Source organism: Pseudomonas aestiva, from assembly GCF_039908605.1.
GTDB lineage: Bacteria > Pseudomonadota > Gammaproteobacteria > Pseudomonadales > Pseudomonadaceae > Chryseomonas > Chryseomonas aestiva.
In genome coordinates this window covers 569,745-587,197 of record NZ_CP150916.1, presented here as the reverse complement: position 1 = coordinate 587,197, position 17,453 = coordinate 569,745, and the positions used below count along the sequence as shown (strand labels likewise).

General features: G+C 67.0%; 14 protein-coding genes. 8 read left to right on the top strand and 6 right to left on the bottom strand.

Annotation, left to right across the window (positions count from 1 at the left end; all coding sequences use genetic code 11):
- Position 1: 1 nt before the first annotated feature.
- Positions 2-973 carry an NAD(P)-dependent oxidoreductase gene (locus AABM56_RS02760; protein WP_347883822.1) on the bottom strand — a complete coding sequence of 324 codons (972 nt, stop codon included), beginning with the start codon at positions 971-973 and terminating at the stop codon, positions 2-4.
- 261 nt (positions 974-1,234) lie between these two features.
- Between AABM56_RS02760 and urtA the strand changes: the two genes are divergently transcribed.
- The 7 genes from urtA to AABM56_RS02725 all read left to right on the top strand — a co-directional run bounded on the left by urtA (position 1,235) and on the right by AABM56_RS02725 (position 8,615).
- Positions 1,235-2,509 carry an urea ABC transporter substrate-binding protein gene (gene urtA / locus AABM56_RS02755; protein ID WP_187981015.1) on the top strand — a complete coding sequence of 425 codons (1,275 nt, stop codon included), beginning with the start codon at positions 1,235-1,237 and terminating at the stop codon, positions 2,507-2,509.
- Positions 2,510-2,872: 363 nt separating this feature from the next.
- Entirely contained in the window at positions 2,873-4,441 is a 1,569-nt protein-coding gene (gene urtB / locus AABM56_RS02750; RefSeq protein WP_133862303.1) for an urea ABC transporter permease subunit UrtB, read from the top strand.
- Complete coding sequence (gene urtC / locus AABM56_RS02745) at positions 4,438-5,517, top strand: urea ABC transporter permease subunit UrtC (RefSeq protein ID WP_059316373.1); 1,080 nt, start codon at positions 4,438-4,440, stop codon at positions 5,515-5,517. Before urtB ends, urtC begins: the two co-directional genes overlap by 4 nt.
- Entirely contained in the window at positions 5,514-6,359 is an 846-nt protein-coding gene (gene urtD / locus AABM56_RS02740) for an urea ABC transporter ATP-binding protein UrtD (RefSeq protein ID WP_133862304.1), read from the top strand. Before urtC ends, urtD begins: the two co-directional genes overlap by 4 nt.
- Before the next feature lie 108 nt (positions 6,360-6,467).
- The gene (gene urtE / locus AABM56_RS02735) at positions 6,468-7,166 is read left to right on the top strand and encodes an urea ABC transporter ATP-binding subunit UrtE (protein ID WP_133862305.1); all 699 of its coding nucleotides are present in this window, start codon (positions 6,468-6,470) and stop codon (positions 7,164-7,166) included.
- Positions 7,167-7,312: 146 nt separating this feature from the next.
- Positions 7,313-7,756 (top strand): type II 3-dehydroquinate dehydratase, encoded by a 444-nt coding sequence (gene aroQ, locus AABM56_RS02730; RefSeq protein WP_133862306.1) that lies wholly within the window; start codon positions 7,313-7,315, stop codon positions 7,754-7,756.
- Positions 7,757-7,760: 4 nt separating this feature from the next.
- A complete protein-coding gene (locus AABM56_RS02725) occupies positions 7,761-8,615 on the top strand; it encodes a shikimate dehydrogenase (protein WP_133862307.1) in 855 nt (284 codons plus the stop codon).
- Positions 8,616-8,714: 99 nt separating this feature from the next.
- Here AABM56_RS02725 and AABM56_RS02720 read toward each other — a convergent pair whose 3' ends face one another.
- Entirely contained in the window at positions 8,715-9,170 is a 456-nt protein-coding gene (locus AABM56_RS02720) for a transposase (protein ID WP_133862308.1), read from the bottom strand.
- A 135-nt stretch (positions 9,171-9,305) separates the two neighbouring features.
- Positions 9,306-11,573 carry a YgiQ family radical SAM protein gene (locus AABM56_RS02715; RefSeq protein WP_133862309.1) on the bottom strand — a complete coding sequence of 756 codons (2,268 nt, stop codon included), beginning with the start codon at positions 11,571-11,573 and terminating at the stop codon, positions 9,306-9,308.
- Between the two features lie 355 nt (positions 11,574-11,928).
- Here AABM56_RS02715 and AABM56_RS02710 point away from each other — a divergent pair, with 355 nt between their 5' ends.
- On the top strand, positions 11,929-13,305 hold the full coding sequence (locus AABM56_RS02710) for an amino acid permease (RefSeq protein ID WP_133862310.1): 1,377 nt from the start codon (positions 11,929-11,931) through the stop codon (positions 13,303-13,305).
- Between the two features lie 108 nt (positions 13,306-13,413).
- Here AABM56_RS02710 and AABM56_RS02705 read toward each other — a convergent pair whose 3' ends face one another.
- The 3 genes from AABM56_RS02705 to dnaB form a co-directional block, all read right to left on the bottom strand.
- Positions 13,414-14,895, bottom strand: a complete 1,482-nt coding sequence (locus AABM56_RS02705; protein WP_133862311.1) for a glucosyltransferase domain-containing protein — start codon at positions 14,893-14,895, stop codon at positions 13,414-13,416.
- Positions 14,896-14,976: 81 nt separating this feature from the next.
- Entirely contained in the window at positions 14,977-15,993 is a 1,017-nt protein-coding gene (locus AABM56_RS02700) for a D-alanine--D-alanine ligase (RefSeq protein WP_347883821.1), read from the bottom strand.
- The gene (gene dnaB / locus AABM56_RS02695) at positions 15,993-17,387 is read right to left on the bottom strand and encodes a replicative DNA helicase (RefSeq protein ID WP_133862313.1); all 1,395 of its coding nucleotides are present in this window, start codon (positions 17,385-17,387) and stop codon (positions 15,993-15,995) included. Before dnaB ends, AABM56_RS02700 begins: the two co-directional genes overlap by 1 nt.
- Positions 17,388-17,453: the final 66 nt, after the last annotated feature.

Genomic DNA, 17,453 nt, shown 5'->3' with positions numbered 1-17,453 from the left:
ATCATTTCCCCTTGCCGAACAGGTCTTCGCTGGTGCGTCGCGCGATGGCGCAGAAATCCTCGCCATCGGCCAGGGTCTCGGCGCTGGCCTTCCAGGCCTGGGCGGTGGCCGCGGCCAGCGGCAGGTCGAGGCCGAGTTCGGCGATGAGCTGCTGGGCCAGGCCCACGTCCTTGCGCATCAAGCCCATGGTGAAGCCGGAGTCATAGGCCTTGTTCAGCACCCAGGTGGGGAACATGCCCTGGCTGGCGGCGCTGCGCCCGGAACCGGCATTGATGCCTTCGAGCAGCTTCTCCGGGGCGACGCCGGCACGGGCGGCCATGGTCACCGCCTCGGCGGTGGTGATCAGGTGCGCCGCGGCGAGCAGGTTGTTGGCGATCTTGGCGATGTTGCCGGCGCCCACGGCACCGATGTGCACCCGGGTCGCGCTCATGGCTTCCAGCGCCGGCAGCGCCTTGGCCAGGGCCGCCTCGCTGCCGCCGATGACCATGGTCATGGTGCCGGCCGCGGCACCGGCGGGGCCGCCGGAGACCGGGGCATCGAGGAAATCGGCGCCGACCTCGGCGAAGGCCGCCGCTACCCGGCCGCTGGTCTCCGGGGTGGAGGTGGTGGTGTCGACCACCACGGTGCCCGGCCGTACGCGGCTGACCAGGCCCGCCTCGCCCAGGCACACGGCCTCGACGTGCTCGGCCTTGGGCAGCGACAGCACGATGACGTCACTGCTGGCGGCCAGGGCCACCAGATCGCCGGCGATGGCCACGCCCTGGGCAGCGACCCGCTCGCAGGCGGCGCTGGAGGGATCCAGCCCGGTGACGGCAACGCCCTTGCGCGCCAGGGTGATCGCCATGTTGCCGCCCATGTTGCCGAGTCCGATGACCCCGACCTGCCTGCCCATGCCTTGTTCCTCTTCTTCGAATGGGTGGTGGCCGACCCGTTGGCCGGCCCCTTGCGATCGAGTATGGGAGGCCCCAGGCATCACCACCAATACGGCATTCGGACTTTCATGTTGCGCAAAAGGCAACGTCAGACGAGGGCACCAGCATCGTGCAAAGGCGCGATTCGAGGGCACCGCTCGGCCCCAGACTGGTGCAGGGCAACCGGTCTCGTAGCCGCGGCTGGCGGCAAGGCGCCAGTCCCCATGCGCCTTGCCGACGCCTGGCACAGTTCCTGAAAAGGCGCCCTGGCTGGCCCGCAGTCCAGCCCAACAACAGCGCACGTTCGCTCAGGAGCCTTTCGCATGAAGCGCCGTCCCCTACTGAAGACCACCCTTGCCGCGTCCGCCCTGCTCATGAGCGGCCTGTTTCCCTGGAGTGCCGCCCACGCCGCGGACACCATCAAGGTAGGCATCCTGCATTCGCTGTCCGGCACCATGGCCATCTCCGAGACCTCGCTCAAGGACATGGCGCTGATGACCATCGACGAGATCAACGCCAAGGGCGGGGTACTGGGCAAGAAACTGGAACCCGTGGTGGTGGACCCGGCCTCCAACTGGCCGCTGTTCGCCGAGAAGGCGCGCCAGCTGGTGACCCAGGACAAGGTCGCGGTCACCTTCGGCTGCTGGACCTCGGTCTCGCGCAAATCGGTGCTGCCGGTCTATGAAGAACTCAACGGCCTGCTGTTCTACCCGGTGCAGTACGAAGGCGAAGAGATGTCGCCCAACGTCTTCTACACCGGCGCGGCGCCGAACCAGCAGGCCATCCCGGCGGTGGAATACCTGATGAGTGAAGAAGGTGGCGGCGCCAAGCGCTTCTTCCTGCTGGGCACCGACTACGTCTATCCACGCACTACCAACAAGATTCTCAGATCCTTCCTGCACAGCAAGGGCGTGCAGGACAAGGACATCGAAGAGGTCTACACCCCCTTCGGCCACAGCGATTACCAGACCATCGTCGCCAACATCAAGAAGTTCTCCGCCGGCGGCAAGACTGCGGTGGTCTCCACCATCAACGGCGACTCCAACGTGCCCTTCTACAAGGAACTGGGCAACCAGGGCCTGAAGGCCACCGACGTGCCGGTGGTGGCCTTCTCGGTGGGCGAGGAAGAACTGCGCGGCATCGACACCAAGCCGCTGGTGGGCCAGCTGGCCGCCTGGAACTACTTCGAGTCGCTGGATAACCCGGTGAACAAGAAATTCGTCGAGGCCTGGAAGGCCTATGCCAAGGCCAAGAACCTGCCCAACTACCAGACCGCCGTGACCAACGACCCCATGGAAGCCACCTATGTCGGCATCCACATGTGGGCCCAGGCGGTGGAAAAGGCTGGCAGCACCGACGTCGACAAGGTCCGCAAGGCCATGGCCGGCCAGACCTTCGCCGCGCCGGACGGCTACACCGTGAAGATGGACGAGAAGAACCACCACCTGCACAAGCCGGTGATGATCGGCGAGGTCCAGGACGACGGTCAGTTCAACGTCGTCTGGCAGACCGAGGGCCCGGTCCGCGCCCAGCCCTGGAGCCCCTACATCCCCGGCAACGACAAGAAGTCCGACGAACCGGTGAAGAGCGGCAAGTAACGGCCAGCCCTCACCCTAGGCCCCTCTCCCCCGAGGGGGGAGCGAAGCCTGAAAGATGGCACCCCGCTCCTACCCCCTCTCCCCTGGAGAGAGGGTTGGGGTGAGAGCCAAAGCCGTGCCGAGGCCAATAGCTCTTCCCCCCTCTCCCTCGGGGGAGGGTTGGGGTGAGGGCAAAAGGCGCTCCGTAGCCAACAGGAAACACCCGCTCCGCTCCTCCCCCTCTCCCCCCGGGAGAGGGCCGGGGTGAGGGCCCGCCAGCGCACCCGGCCACACGGCCCGGTGCCCGGCACCAGAAACGAGGCCACGCCCGCCCTTCCCCGGGAGACGTCGCGCAGGAGCCTTTACCCATCGACGAGGCCGAGCATGTCCCTACGCCTTTTTCTTCTGCCCCTGCTGTTGCTGCTCGTGGGCACCGCCCAGGCCGGCCCCGCCGCCGAACTGGCCGCCGCCAGCGCCAACGACCAGGCCAAACTGCTGCAGGACTGGGCCGCCGCGCCTGATCCCGCCCAACTCCCGGTGCTCCAGGCACTGCAGGACGGCCGCTTCTATGTCGACGAAGACAAGCGCCCCTTCTACAAGACCGGCGATAGCTACAGCGCCGCCGAAGGTGAGGCCACGGCGCCCACCGGCACGCCCAAGCAGATCCGCCTGAACAACCGCCTGCGCATCCTCATCGGCGCTGCCCAGGCCAGCGGCGGGCTGCTGTCCACGGATGCCGGCGTGCGCCTGGCCGCCGCCCAGGCCCTGCGCCAGGAGGCCAAGCCCGAGCAGCGTGCCTTCCTGGAAAAACGTCTGCAGAGCGAAGCCGACAAGGAAGTGCAAGGCGCCCTCGCCGCCGCCCTGGCCAACCTGCAGCTGACCGATGCCGATCCCGCCGTGCGCCTGGCCGCGGTACGTCTGCTCGGCGAATCCGGCGAGCCCCAGGCCAAGACCCGCCTGCAGGCCCTGCTCGATCCCGCGGTGGAAGCCAACGAAGACGTCCGCAAGGCCGCCGCCACCGGCCTCGCCCAGGTGGACCGCAAGCTGCTGCTGGGCGATCTGCTCGGCCAGGCCTTCACCGGGCTGTCGCTGGGCTCCATCCTGTTGCTCGCCGCCCTGGGCCTGGCCATCACCTATGGCCTGCTCGGCGTCATCAACATGGCCCATGGCGAGATGCTGATGCTCGGCGCCTACAGCACCTATATGGTGCAGCTGACCCTGCAGCGCCTGGCCCCCGAGTGGCTGGCCTGGTATCCGCTGCTGGCACTGCCGGTAGCCTTCGCCGTCACTGCCGCCATCGGCATGGCGCTGGAGCGCACCGTGATCCGCCATCTTTATGGCCGACCGCTGGAAACCCTGCTGGCCACCTGGGGCATCAGCCTGATGCTGATCCAGGCGGTGCGGGTGCTGTTCGGCGCCCAGAACGTCGAGGTGGCCAACCCGGCCTGGCTGTCCGGCGGCATCCAGGTGCTGCCCAACCTGCTCCTGCCGTGGAACCGGGTGATCATCCTCGGCTTCGTGGTCTTCGTGCTGGTCCTGACCTGGGCCCTGCTGAACAAGACCCGGCTGGGCCTCAACGTGCGCGCCGTGACCCAGAATCGCAACATGGCCGCCTGCTGCGGCGTCCCCACCGGGCGCATCGACATGCTCGCCTTCGGCCTCGGCTCCGGCATCGCCGGCCTCGGTGGCGTGGCCCTGTCGCAGATCGGCAACGTCGGCCCGGACCTCGGCCAGAGCTACATCATCGATTCCTTCCTGGTGGTGGTGCTCGGCGGCGTCGGCCAACTGGCCGGCAGCGTGCTGGCGGCCTTCGGCCTGGGCATCGTCAACAAGATCCTCGAACCCCAGATCGGCGCCGTGCTGGGCAAGATCCTCATCCTCGGCCTGATCATCCTGTTCATCCAGAAGCGGCCCCAGGGCCTGTTCGCCCTCAAGGGGAGGGTCATCGATTGAACCAGCCACTCGCGCTTACCGCTGTGCAGAAGGCCGGCCCGCGCCTGAGCCTGGCCGTGCTCGGCCTGGCCCTCGCCGTGCTGATCGCCCTACCGCTGCTGTCCCTGCTGCCGGCCGACAATGCCTTCCAGGTCTCGGCCTACACCCTGACCCTGGTGGGCAAGATCCTCTGCTACGCCATCGTCGCCCTGGCCCTGGACCTGGTCTGGGGCTATGCCGGGATGCTCTCCCTCGGCCACGGACTATTCTTCGCCCTCGGCGGCTACGCCATGGGCATGTACCTGATGCGCCAGGCCGCCGGTGACGGGCTGCCCCCCTTCATGAGCTTTCTCTCCTGGACCAGCTATCCCTGGTTCTGGGCCGGCACCGACCATTTCCTCTGGGCGCTGTGCCTGGCGGTGCTGGCCCCCGGTCTGCTGGCGCTGGCGTTCGGCTTCTTCGCCTTCCGCTCGAAGATCAAGGGCGTCTACTTCTCGATCATGACCCAGGCGCTGACCTTTGCCGGTATGCTGCTGTTCTTTCGCAACGAGACCGGCTTCGGCGGCAACAACGGCTTCACCGGCTTCACCACCCTGCTGGGCTTTCCGGTGGCCGCCCAGGGCACCCGCGCGGTGCTCTTCCTGCTCACCGTGGCTCTGCTAACCGCCAGCCTCTGGCTGGGCTGGCGCCTGGCGCAGAGCAAGTTCGGCCGCATCCTCACGGCGATCCGCGACGCCGAGAACCGGGTGACCTTCTGTGGCTACGATCCGCGCGGCTTCAAGCTGTTCGTCTGGGTGCTCTCGGCGGTGCTCTGCGGCCTGGCCGGCGCCCTCTATGTGCCCCAGGTGGGCATCATCAACCCCAGCGAAATGGCCCCGACCAACTCCATCGAAGCGGCCATCTGGGTCGCTCTCGGCGGACGCGGCAGCCTGATCGGCCCGGTGCTCGGCGCCGGCATCGTCAACGGCGCCAAGAGCTGGTTCACCGTGGCCTTTCCCGAATACTGGCTGTTCTTTCTCGGCGCCCTATTCATCGTCGTCACCCTCTATCTGCCGCGTGGCGTGATCGGCCTCATCAAGAAGGAGCGCGACGCATGAAAGCCGCTCCCATACCTCCCACCGCCGCGGAAGTGCTCGATCCCGGCATCGGCGCCGAGGCCAGCGGTCTCGGCCATCGCGCGGGCACGGGCCTGGACACCCGCCATGGCACCATCCTCAGCCTGGAAGGCATCGAGGTCAGCTTCGACGGCTTCAAGGCCCTGCGCGACCTCAATCTCTACATCGGCGTCGGTGAATTGCGCTGCATCATCGGCCCCAATGGCGCCGGCAAGACCACCATGATGGACGTCATCACCGGCAAGACCCGCCCCGACCGCGGCAGCGCCTGGTTCGGCGAGACCCTCGACCTGACCCGCCTGCAACCGGTGCAGATCGCCCAGGCCGGCATCGGCCGCAAATTCCAGAAGCCCACGGTGTTCGAGGCCCTGACCGTCTGGGAGAACCTGGAGCTGGCGCAACGGACCGACAAGTCGGTCTGGGCCAGTCTGCGCGCACGGCTTTCCGGCGAGCAGCGCGACCGTCTGGAAGAGGTGCTCACCACCATCCGCCTGCAGGAGTCGCGCGGGCGCACCGCCGGGCTGCTGTCCCACGGCCAGAAGCAATTCCTCGAGATCGGCATGCTGCTGGTGCAGGAGCCGCAACTGCTGCTGCTCGACGAACCCGTCGCCGGCATGACCGACGCCGAGACCGAATTCACCGCCGAGCTGTTCAAGTCGCTGGTGCCCCGGCACTCGCTGATGGTGGTGGAGCACGACATGGGCTTCGTCGGCAGCATCGCCGACCACGTCACCGTGCTGCACCAGGGCCACGTCCTCGCCGAAGGCTCGCTGGACCAGGTCCAGGCCAACGACCAGGTAATCGAGGTGTATCTGGGGCGCTAGCGCCGCGCCGAACTGAATGCATATCGCGGCCATGGCGGTTCGCCGCTGCGACCGCTCCTACGTAGGAGCGGCCCATGGCCGCGATCAAAGAATCTCCCCGAGGCCCCCATGCTCCAGGTCAACGAACTCCATCAGTACTACGGCGGCAGCCACATCCTGCGTGGTCTGTCCTTCGACGCGCCCATCGGAGAGGTCACCAGCCTGCTCGGCCGCAACGGCGTCGGCAAGACCACCCTGCTGCGCTGCCTCATGGGCCTGATCCCGGCCAAGCGCGGCAGCGTCACCTGGGAAGGCCAGGACATCACCGCCCGCAAGCCGCACCAGCGGGTGCAGTCCGGCATCGCCTACGTGCCCCAGGGCCGCGAGATCTTTCCGCGCCTTACCGTCGAGGAAAATCTGCTCATGGGCCTGTCGCGCTTTCCCGCCCGGGAAGCCCACGAGGTGCCCGAATCCATCTACGAACTCTTCCCCGTGCTGCGGCAGATGCGCCAGCGTCGCGGTGGCGACCTCTCCGGCGGCCAGCAGCAGCAGCTGGCCATCGGCCGCGCCCTGGCCAGCCGCCCGCGCCTGCTGATCCTCGACGAACCCACCGAGGGCATCCAGCCCTCGGTGATCAAGGAGATCGGCACCGTCATCGCCCACCTGGCCAAGCGCGGCGACATGGCCATCCTGCTGGTGGAGCAGTTCTACGACTTCGCCAGCGAACTGGCCGACGGCTACCTGGTGATGTCCCGTGGGGAGATCGTCCAGCGCGGTCGCGGGGTCGACATGGAGGCCGAGGGGGTACGCGGACTGGTGGCGATCTGAGTCACCAGGGTCGATAATCGAACGCTTCCGCAGCCGGCCCTGCCACCCGCCCATTCGCCTCGATTGACGGAATTAACCGGCTGGTACATTTTCTCTCCAGTGCCGGGCAGCGCCTGCCCGGCAAGACAACAAGAGAGAAGGCTGTCATGTCCTCCCGCCGCATCCTGGTCCTCAACGGACCCAACCTCAATCTGCTCGGCACCCGCGAGCCCGCCACCTACGGCCACGAGACCCTGGCCGACGTCGCCCGGCTGTGTACCGAGAGCGCCGCCGCCGGAGGTTACGAGGTGGACTTCCGCCAGACCAACCACGAAGGCGAATTGCTCGACTGGATTCACGCGGCCCGCGGCGCCTATGCCGGGGTGGTGATCAATCCCGCCGCCTGGACCCACACCTCGGTGGCCTTGCGCGACGCCCTGGTGGCCAGCGAGCTGCCGGTCTACGAGGTGCACCTGTCCAACGTGCACCGTCGCGAAGCCTTCCGTCATCATTCCTATGTCTCGGGCATCGCCGTCGGCGTCATCTGCGGCCTCGGCAGCCAGGGATATCGCGCCGCCATCGCCGCCCTCATCGCCCACCAGGGAAACTGACTCCATGACCGCACCCAAATCCGTCCTCGCCGGCCTCATCGGCGCCGGCATCCAGGCCTCGCTGACGCCCGCCATGCACGAACGCGAAGGCGACGCCCAGGGCCTCAGATACCTCTATCGGCTGATCGACCTGGACGCTCTCGGCCTCGCTGCCGACGCCCTGCCCGAGCTGCTGCAGGCCGCCCAGCGCACCGGCTTCACCGGTCTCAACATCACCTTTCCCTGCAAGCAGGCAATCATCCCGCTGCTTGACGAGCTCTCGCCCGAGGCGCGCGGCATCGGCGCGGTGAATACCGTGGTGCTGGCCGACGGCCGCACCGTGGGTCACAACACCGATTGCCTGGGCTTCGCCGAAGGCTTTCGCCGTGGCCTGCCGGACGTGGCCAAGCGCCTGGTGGTGCAACTGGGCGCCGGCGGCGCCGGCAGCGCCGTGGCCCACGCCCTGCTCGCCGAGGGCGTCGACCAGCTGTTCATCTTCGACGTCGAGGCCGAGCGTGCCCAGGCGCTGGTGGACAACCTGACCCGCCACTTCGGCCCCGGGCGCGCCGCGGTCGGCACCGACCGGGCCGCCGCGGTCGCCGCCGCCGATGGCCTGGTCAACACCTCGCCAGTGGGCATGGCCAAGCTGCCCGGCATGCCACTGCCGGCCGAACTGCTGCACCCCGGCCTCTGGGTCGCCGAAATAATCTACTTCCCGCTGGAAACCGAACTGCTGCGCCAGGCCCGCGCCCTCGGCTGCCGCACCCTGGATGGCGGCACCATGGCCGTGTTCCAGGCGGTCAAGGCCTTCGAACTCTTCAGCGGCCGCAGCGCCGACGCCGACCGCATGCAGGCCCACTTCGCCGAATTGCGCGGCTGATATCGCGGCCATGGCGGTCCGCCGATGCGGCCGCTCCTACAGGCTCCGATATGCCCCGTAGGAGCGGCCCATGGCCGCGATCAGCTTTCCTGGCACGATCTACAACCACACCGCATCCCAAAACGGATAATCGCCCACCCTCCGCACCAATCCTGCCCTTACCGGATTGGCAACGATGTACCGCGCCACTGCCTGGACGTCTTCTTCGGCTCTTAGAGCATGGTCATGATAAGCCGGCGCCCAGATTGCCCCTTGTGTCTTTCGGATAGCATTGATGCGGCGCGCACTCGCCGACTTCAAACGAAGAACCAACTCGCCCAGACTGAATCGTTCGCCGAGCGCTATCAGCCAATGCGCGTGATCGGGCATCAATACCCAGGCAAGCAACCGAGCGTCGCCGAACAAACGATGGTCGTTGAAAGTACGGGCAGCCGTGCACGCCACGGAGAAATCGGCGAATAGGGGCTGGCGTTGGCTAGTAGTCGTAGTCAGGAGATACAGCTGGCCAGGCAAAGAAACCCGGCCCCTGCGTAACGCCGCATGACGTGATGACATCGCTCGTCCTTGAGAGATGAAAACGACAAGTTAAATATTTATAGCGGCTCTGATCGCGGCCATGAGCCGCTCCTACAGAAGCATCACACCCCGTAGGAGCGGCCGCTTCGGCGGACCGCCATGGCCGCGATAGCCTCAGCGCGGCATGTTCGGCTGGCGCCGCGACTTCTTGCGCGGACCGCCCTTGGCGTAGCCGGCGGCCTGGCCTTCCTGGCCCTTGTCCCAGGCCTTGCTGCCATCGCTGGCGCGGGGCGGCAGGCCGGTGTGCTGGGTGAGGATGCGCCCACCGCCGGTACCGGTCTTCTTGCTGCCCACCGGGGTGGAATTCTTGCGCCGCGCGCTCTGGTAGCCGGCGTCGCCCACCGGCTGGGTGGCCGGGATCAACTGGTGCTTGCCCGGCCCGATCAGGTCGGCGCGGCCCATCTCCTTGAGCGCCTCGCGCAGCATCGGCCAGCCCCTGGGATCGTGGTAGCGCAGGAAGGCCTTGTGCAGGCGGCGCTGCTGGTCGCTCTTGACGATGGTCACGCCGTCGCTCTTGTAGGTGACCTTGCGCAGCGGATTCTTGCCCGAGTGGTACATGGCCGTGGCGGTGGCCATCGGCGAGGGATAGAAGGCCTGGACCTGATCCGCGCGGAAGCCGTTGCGCTTGAGCCACAGCGCGAGGTTCATCATGTCCTCGTCGGTGGTGCCCGGATGCGCCGCGATGAAGTAGGGGATCAGGTACTGCTCCTTGCCCGCCTCCTTGGTGTACTTCTCGAACATCTGCTTGAAGCGGTCATAGCTGCCGATGCCGGGCTTCATCATCTTGTCCAGCGGACCGCGCTCGGTGTGCTCGGGCGCGATCTTCAGGTAGCCGCCGACATGGTGGGTGACCAGTTCCTTGACGTACTCGGGCGACTCCACGGCCAGGTCGTATCTCAGTCCCGAGGCGATCAGGATCTTCTTCACCCCCGGTAGCGCCCGCGCCTTGCGGTACAACTCGATCAGCGAGGAGTGATCGGTATTGAGGTTTTCGCAGATACCGGGGAACACGCACGACGGCTTGCGGCAGTGGCGCTCGATCTCCGGGTCCTTGCAGGCGATGCGGTACATGTTGGCGGTCGGCCCGCCAAGGTCCGAGACCACGCCGGTGAAGCCCGGCACCTTGTCGCGCATCTCCTCGATCTCGCGAATGATCGAGTCGTGGGAGCGATTCTGGATGATCCGGCCTTCGTGCTCGGTGATGGAGCAGAAGGTGCAGCCACCAAAGCAGCCGCGCATGATGTTGACCGAGAAACGGATCATCTCGTAGGCCGGGATCTTTTCCTTGCCATAGGCCGGGTGCGGCACGCGCGCATAGGGCATGCCGAACACATAGTCCATTTCCTCGGTGGTCATGGGGATGGGCGGCGGCGTGAACCAGACGTCCACCTCGCCATGCCGCTGCACCAGTGCGCGGGCGTTGCCTGGATTGGTTTCCAGGTGCAGCACGCGGTTGGCGTGGGCATAGAGCACCGGGTCGTTGCGCACCTTCTCGAAGGACGGCAGGCGGATCACCGTCTTGTCGCGGGTCATGCGCGGGCTTTCCAGCAGCTGCACCACCTTGGCTTCGTTGGGGTCCTCGACCTCACCCTTCGCCTGCTCGATGGCACAGGCCTCGGTGTCCTGCGTATTCACGTAGGGATTGATGATCTTGTCGACGCGACCGGGACGATCGATGCGGGTCGAGTCGACCTCGAACCAGCCCGCGGGCGTGTCCCGCCGGATGAAGGCGGTACCGCGCACATCGGTGATGGCCTCGACGCGCTCGCCACGCGACAGCCGCTGGGCGATCTCGACCACTGCCCGCTCGGCGTTGCCATAGAGCAGGATGTCGGCGGTCGCGTCCATCAGGATCGAGCGCCGGACCTTGTCCTGCCAGTAGTCGTAGTGAGCGATCCGGCGCAGCGAGGCCTCGATGCCACCGAGCACGATCGGCACGTGGCTGTAGGCTTCCTTGCAGCGCTGGCTGTAGACCAGGCTGGCGCGATCCGGACGCTTGCCGGCGACGTTGCCCGGAGTATAGGCATCGTCGGAACGGACCTTCTTGTCCGCGGTGTAGCGGTTGATCATCGAGTCCATGTTGCCCGCGGCCACACCGAAGAACAGATTCGGCTCGCCGAGCTTCATGAAGTCGTCCTTCGAATGCCAGTCCGGCTGGGCGATGATGCCCACGCGGAAGCCCTGGGCCTCCAGCAGCCGGCCGATGATGGCCATGCCAAAGGACGGGTGATCGACGTAGGCGTCCCCGGTGACGATTATGATGTCGCAGCTGTCCCAGCCGAGTTGCTCCATCTCCGCCCGACTCATGGGCAGGAAGGGTGCAGGACCAAAGCACTCGGCCCAGTATTTCGGATAGTCGAACAGCGGCGTGGCGGCTTGCATGGCAGCTTCCGGGATAGGGGTGTTTTCAGGAGGGCGCGAAGAATAGCACAAAAAATGACCAGTTCAGCCCCCGGACATCGATTGCCTTTGGCTATCGACGGTGGTTCTGGACTCGCCCTCCCCCCAACCCTCTCCTTGGGGGAGAGAGGACAAAAGCACCTCTCGCACCTGCTCGCTCTCCTCTCCAGGGAAGAGGGCCGTCAGGGAGACTCCGGTGCCCCCTGCCACGCTACGCGCTTCCCCCTCTCCCGCCGGGAGAGGGCCGGGGCGAGGGCAACGCCCCCGGACCAGGCCCCTGGCGACAGGAGTGCTACCATAGCCGCCCGCTCCCCTCCCCACCGAGACACCCCCGTCCATGTCCCAGCCCCAACCCGCCGCCGGCCAGTTGCAGCGCGGCCTGAAGAATCGTCATATCCAGCTGATCGCCCTCGGCGGAGCCATCGGTACCGGTCTGTTCCTCGGCTCGGCCGGGGTGCTCAAGTCGGCGGGTCCGGCGATGATCCTCGGCTACGCCATCGCCGGCTTCATCGCCTTCCTGATCATGCGCCAGCTCGGCGAGATGATCGTCGAGGAGCCCGTGGCCGGCTCCTTCAGCCACTTCGCCAGTCGCTACTGGGGCCGTTTCCCGGGCTTTCTCTCCGGCTGGAACTACTGGGTGCTCTATGTGCTGGTGGGCATGTCGGAGCTCACCGCGGTGGGCAAGTACGTGCAGTACTGGTGGCCTGAGGTGCCGACCTGGGCCAGCGCCCTGGTGTTCTTCGTGCTGGTCAACGCCATCAACCTGTTCAACGTGAAGGCCTTCGGCGAGACCGAGTTCTGGTTCGCGCTGATCAAGGTGGTGGCCATCCTCGGCATGATGGCCTTCGGGCTCTGGCTGCTGGTCAGCGGCAGCGGCGGTCCCGAGGCCTCGGTGAGCAATCTCTGGAACCATGGCGGCTTCCTGCCCAACGGCTGGAGCGGCCTGTTCGCGGTGCTGGCGATCATCATGTTTTCCTTTGGCGGCCTGGAGCTGGTGGGCATCACCGCCGCCGAAGCCGACCAGCCGCGCACCGTGATCCCCAAGGCCATCAACCAGGTGGTCTGGCGCATCCTGATCTTCTATGTCGGCGCCCTGACCATCCTGCTGTCGCTGCATCCCTGGGACGAACTGGTACGCAGCATCGGCGCCGGCGGCGACGACTACGCCGGCAGCCCCTTCGTGCAGACCTTCGCCCTGCTCGGCAGCGACACCGCCGCCCATCTGCTCAACTTCGTGGTGCTGACCGCGGCGCTGTCGGTCTACAACAGTGGTGTCTACTGCACCAGCCGCATGCTCTATGGCCTGGCCGAACAGGGCGATGCCCCGCGCGCCCTGCTGCGCACCAATCGCCAGGGCGTGCCCCTGCTGGGCATCGCCGTGTCCTCGGCAGTGACCCTGCTCTGCGTGGTGGTCAACTACCTGCTGCCGCAGAATGCCCTGGAGCTGCTGATGTCGCTGGTGGTGGCCTCGCTGGTGATCGCCTGGGCGCTGATCAGCCTGACCCACCTGAAATTCCGCGCCGCCCAGCGCCAGGCCGGGCGCACCTCGCACTTCCCGGCGTTCTGGTCGCCCTTCGTCAACTGGCTGTGCCTGGCCTTCGTCGGCATGATCCTGGTGCTGATGCTGCGCATCCCCGGCATCGCCGTCTCGGTCTACGCCATCCCGGTCTGGCTGGCCTTCCTGTTCCTCTGCTACAAGCTGCGCCGCGGCTGATCGCCTTCGCACCCGCAGGTTGGGCCGAGCAGAGCGAAGCCCAACACCTGCATCAGGCAGCGCTGGTTGGGCCCTGACGAGGGAACCGTCTCAGCCCAACCTACCCCACTACTCGAACGGCACCCAGGGTCGCTGCGGCTTCATGATGATGCAGCCGTCCTCGCCCACCGCCCAGATGTCGTAGAAGCGGTTGTCCACCAGGCGCGTGGCGGCGCCTGGCACGGCCACCCGCTGGCTGCAGCTGTCGCTGTCGGCATCGTCGATCACCCCCAGATCCAGCAGCCGCTCGGCGATCATGAAGTTGCCCGGCGACAGGCCGAGGATGAAGGGCAGCACCGGCACCTGCTCGAAGGTCTTCTGCGCCAGCGGCAGCCAGGCCACCTCCAGCGGACCGCCGGTCCAGAGCAGGCGCTTGAGCGGCCGCAGCTCCGGGCGACTGCTGAGGTCGTGGTGCAGCTCCTGGACGAAACCGCGCTCGAAGGTCTTTTGCGCCGACAGCACCTGGCCATAGGCATAGGCCAGCGACAGCATCCACAGCACCGGCAGCACCAGCAGCCAGGTCAGCCGTGGCTGGAATCGCTCCAGCAGATCATGGGCCAGCAGCAGCGCCAGGGTCAGGACGACCGCCAGCCCCATCAGGGTGCGGGCTTCGAGGATGAAATCGCTGAACAGCAGGGTGATGCCGGCCACGCAGGCGGCCAGCACCGGCAGGGCCGCAGCGTACAGCAGCAGGGGCAGCAGCGCCCGCCAGCCATAGGCGCGGGCATAGGTCAGGGCCCCCAGGCCGTAACCGATCGCGGCCAGCCCGCCGAACAGCCACCACAGCCAGAGATTGCCCGGGGTGATCAGCAGGCCGACGCTGTGCAGCACCTCGCCCAGCCGGTGCCCGAGCTCCGGCAGCACCTGGCCACCCACGCCGGCGTGCCGCGTGGTCGCCATCAGCTGGTAGGCCGTCAGGTAATAGAGCACGCCACCCAGCAGCAGCTGCAGGCCCTGGCGCAGCACCAGCCGCAAGGCCTGCTCGGGCGCCTCGCGGCGCTGCAAGGCGCGGATCAGCTCCAGGCAGCAGAGGCCGACGAAGACATTGAGCGCCACCTGGTAGAAGGCGATCGCCGCCGCCAGCAGCGCCGCCGGTACCAGCAGCGTCAGCGCGGTATGGCGACTGCGATAGATCACCGCATAGATCACCGCCACCAGGCTCAGGGCCATGGTCGGGCCGTCGTACTGGTAGGTCAGGTTGCCCAGCCAGAACGGCGAGAACCATAGCGGCAATAGGGCCAGGCACTGGGTCGGCCGCGGCGCGCCGAAACAGTGGCGGGCCAGGTCGGTCAGGGCCCAGGCGGCTGCGGCGCAGGCGATCAGCAGCGGCAGGGGGAAGAGATTGAGGGTGCTGCCGCTGAAGGTCAGCAGCCGGTAGAAGACTTCGGTGAGCACCCGCCCCTGCTGCCGCCACTCCGGGCCGTTCTCCAGCTGGATGCGCCAGTTGTCATCGACATAGGGGAAGTCGACCAGGATGAAGGGCAGCACGAACAGCAGCAGCGCGGAAAAGAACAGCGCCCGGGTCTGCAGCGGGGTGAGCGTCTGGGGCATGGCGGCGGATCCGAATCCGGCTTCGACGAGAGACGCAGCCGCCGCCACCCGAAGCGATAGCGGCGCCGGCTGCGTGGGGGGTCAGTCCTGCAGGGCCAGCTGGCAGATCCGCTCGCAGAGTTCGTCGAAGTCGATGCCCATGGCCGCTGCCGATTGCGGCAGCAGGCTGGTGGCGGTCATCCCCGGCAGGGTGTTGACCTCCAGGCACCAGAGCCGCCCTTCTGCGTCCAGACGGAAGTCGGCACGGCTGTAGCCGTCGAGCTTGAGCGCCCGATGCGCAGCCAGGGCCAGGCGGCGGGCTTCCTCGGCGATCTCGGGCGAGACCTCGGCCGGAAACATCTCCACCGCGCCCTTGGGCTGGTATTTGCTGGTGTAGTCGAACACCCCGCTCTGGCCGAGGACGATCTCGCCCACCGCCAGCGGCTGGTCGCCCAGCACGCCCACGGTCAGCTCGCGCCCGGCGACGAAGCGCTCGATCATCACCTCGCGGTCATAGCGCAGCGCCAGCTCGATGGCCGGTTGCAGGTCTTCGGCGCGACTGACCTTGCTCAGGCCCACGGTGGAGCCCTGCTGGCTGGGTTTGACGATCACCGGATAACCCAGGGTCGCGGCCACGGTCGCGGCATCTGCCGGCGCCATCAGCCAGTCGGCGGTGGGTACGCCAGCGGCGCGGAACAGCCGCTTGCTGAGGTCCTTGTCCATGGCCACGGCGCTGCCGACCCGGCCACTGCCGGTGTAGCGCAACTCGGCCAGGTCGAGCAGGGTCTGCAGGGTGCCGTTCTCGCCGGTGCCGCCGTGCAGGGCGAGGAACAGCAGATCCTGGTCGCCCAGCTGGGCGCGACTGAGCAGCGCGCCGGCATCCTGGCCACGCATCCGCACCAGGGCGGTCCGCTCCGGCGGCTCGAGGCCGACCCGGGCTTCCAGCAGCGCGCGCTCGGCATCCTCGTCGAGCAGGCCCAGGGCGGTATCCACGGTCACCACCTGGTGCCCGCGCCGGCGCAGGGCCGCCACCACCTGGGCACCGCTGGCGATGGACACGTCGCGCTCTTCGCTGGTGCCGCCGAGCAGGACCGCGATCTTCAGCTTGTTCTTGACCATCATTCGTCCTCGAAAACGTAGCTGCCGGGCGCGAGATTCTCGAACCGGGTGTATTTGCCGATGAAGGCCAGCCGCGTGGTGCCGATCGGACCGTTCCGCTGCTTGCCGATGATGATTTCCGCCACGCCCTTGTATTCGGTCTCCGGGTGATACACCTCGTCCCGGTAGACGAACATGATGACGTCGGCGTCCTGCTCGATGGCCCCCGATTCCCGCAGGTCGGAGTTGACCGGGCGTTTGTTCGGCCGCTGCTCCAGCGAGCGGTTGAGCTGGGAGAGCGCCACCACCGGGCAGTTGAATTCCTTGGCCAGGCCCTTGAGCGAGCGCGATATCTCGGAAATCTCGGCGGTCCGGTTCTCGCCGCTGCTGCCGCCGATCTGCATCAGCTGCAGGTAGTCCACCATGATCAGCGCCAGGTCGCCGTGCTCGCGCACCAGGCGTCGGGTACGGGCGCGCATTTCCGAAGGACTGATGCCGGCGGTATCGTCGATGAACAGCTTGCGGTCGTTGAGCAGATTGACCGCCGAGGTCAGCCGCGGCCAGTCGTCGTCGTCGAGCTTGCCGGAACGCACCTTGGTCTGGTCGATGCGACCGAGGGACGAGAGCATCCGCAGCACGATGGAGTCGGCGGGCATCTCCAGGGAGAACACCAGGACCGCCTTGTCGGTGCGCAGCACCGCGTTCTCCACCAGGTTCATGGCGAAGGTGGTCTTGCCCATGGACGGGCGACCGGCAACGATGATCAGGTCCGCCGGCTGCAGGCCGCTGGTCTTTTCGTCCAGATCGGCAAAACCGGTGGAGACCCCGGTGATGGCTTCGCTGGAGTTGAACAGGGTATCGATGCGGTCGATGGCCTTGGTCAGGATGTCGTTGACGCCGATCGGCCCTCCGGATTTCGGGCGGGCCTCGGCGATCTCGAAGATCTTGCGCTCGGCTTCGTCGAGCAGCTCGTTGGCCCCGCGGCCTTCCGGGTTGTAGGCACTGTCGGCGATGGCGGCGCTGATGCCGATCAACTGCCGCAGGGTGGCCCGCTCGCGCACGATCTGCGCATAGGCCTTGATGTTGGCCACCGAGGGAGTGTTCCTGGCCAGCTCGGCCAGATAGGCCAGGCCGCCCACCTGGGGCAGTTGGCCTTCGTTGTCCAGCTGTTCGGACAGGGTGACCACGTCGAACGGCTGGTTGCGCTCGGCCAGACGGGCCACGGCGCGGAAGATGAGTCTGTGGTCGTGGCGATAGAAGTCGCCATCGGACACCTGATCGAGCACGCGCTCCCAGGCATTGTTGTCCAGCATCAGACCACCCAGCACGGCCTGTTCTGCCTCGATGGAGTGCGGCGGGACCTTGAGGGCAGCGGTCTGCAGATCGTACTGCTCGGGCAGGGAAATCTCGTTCATGCGCAGGTCTTGGGCCCCCATTGCGGGCGGCGAAATGATTTTTCGGACGGCAGAAAAGACAAAGGG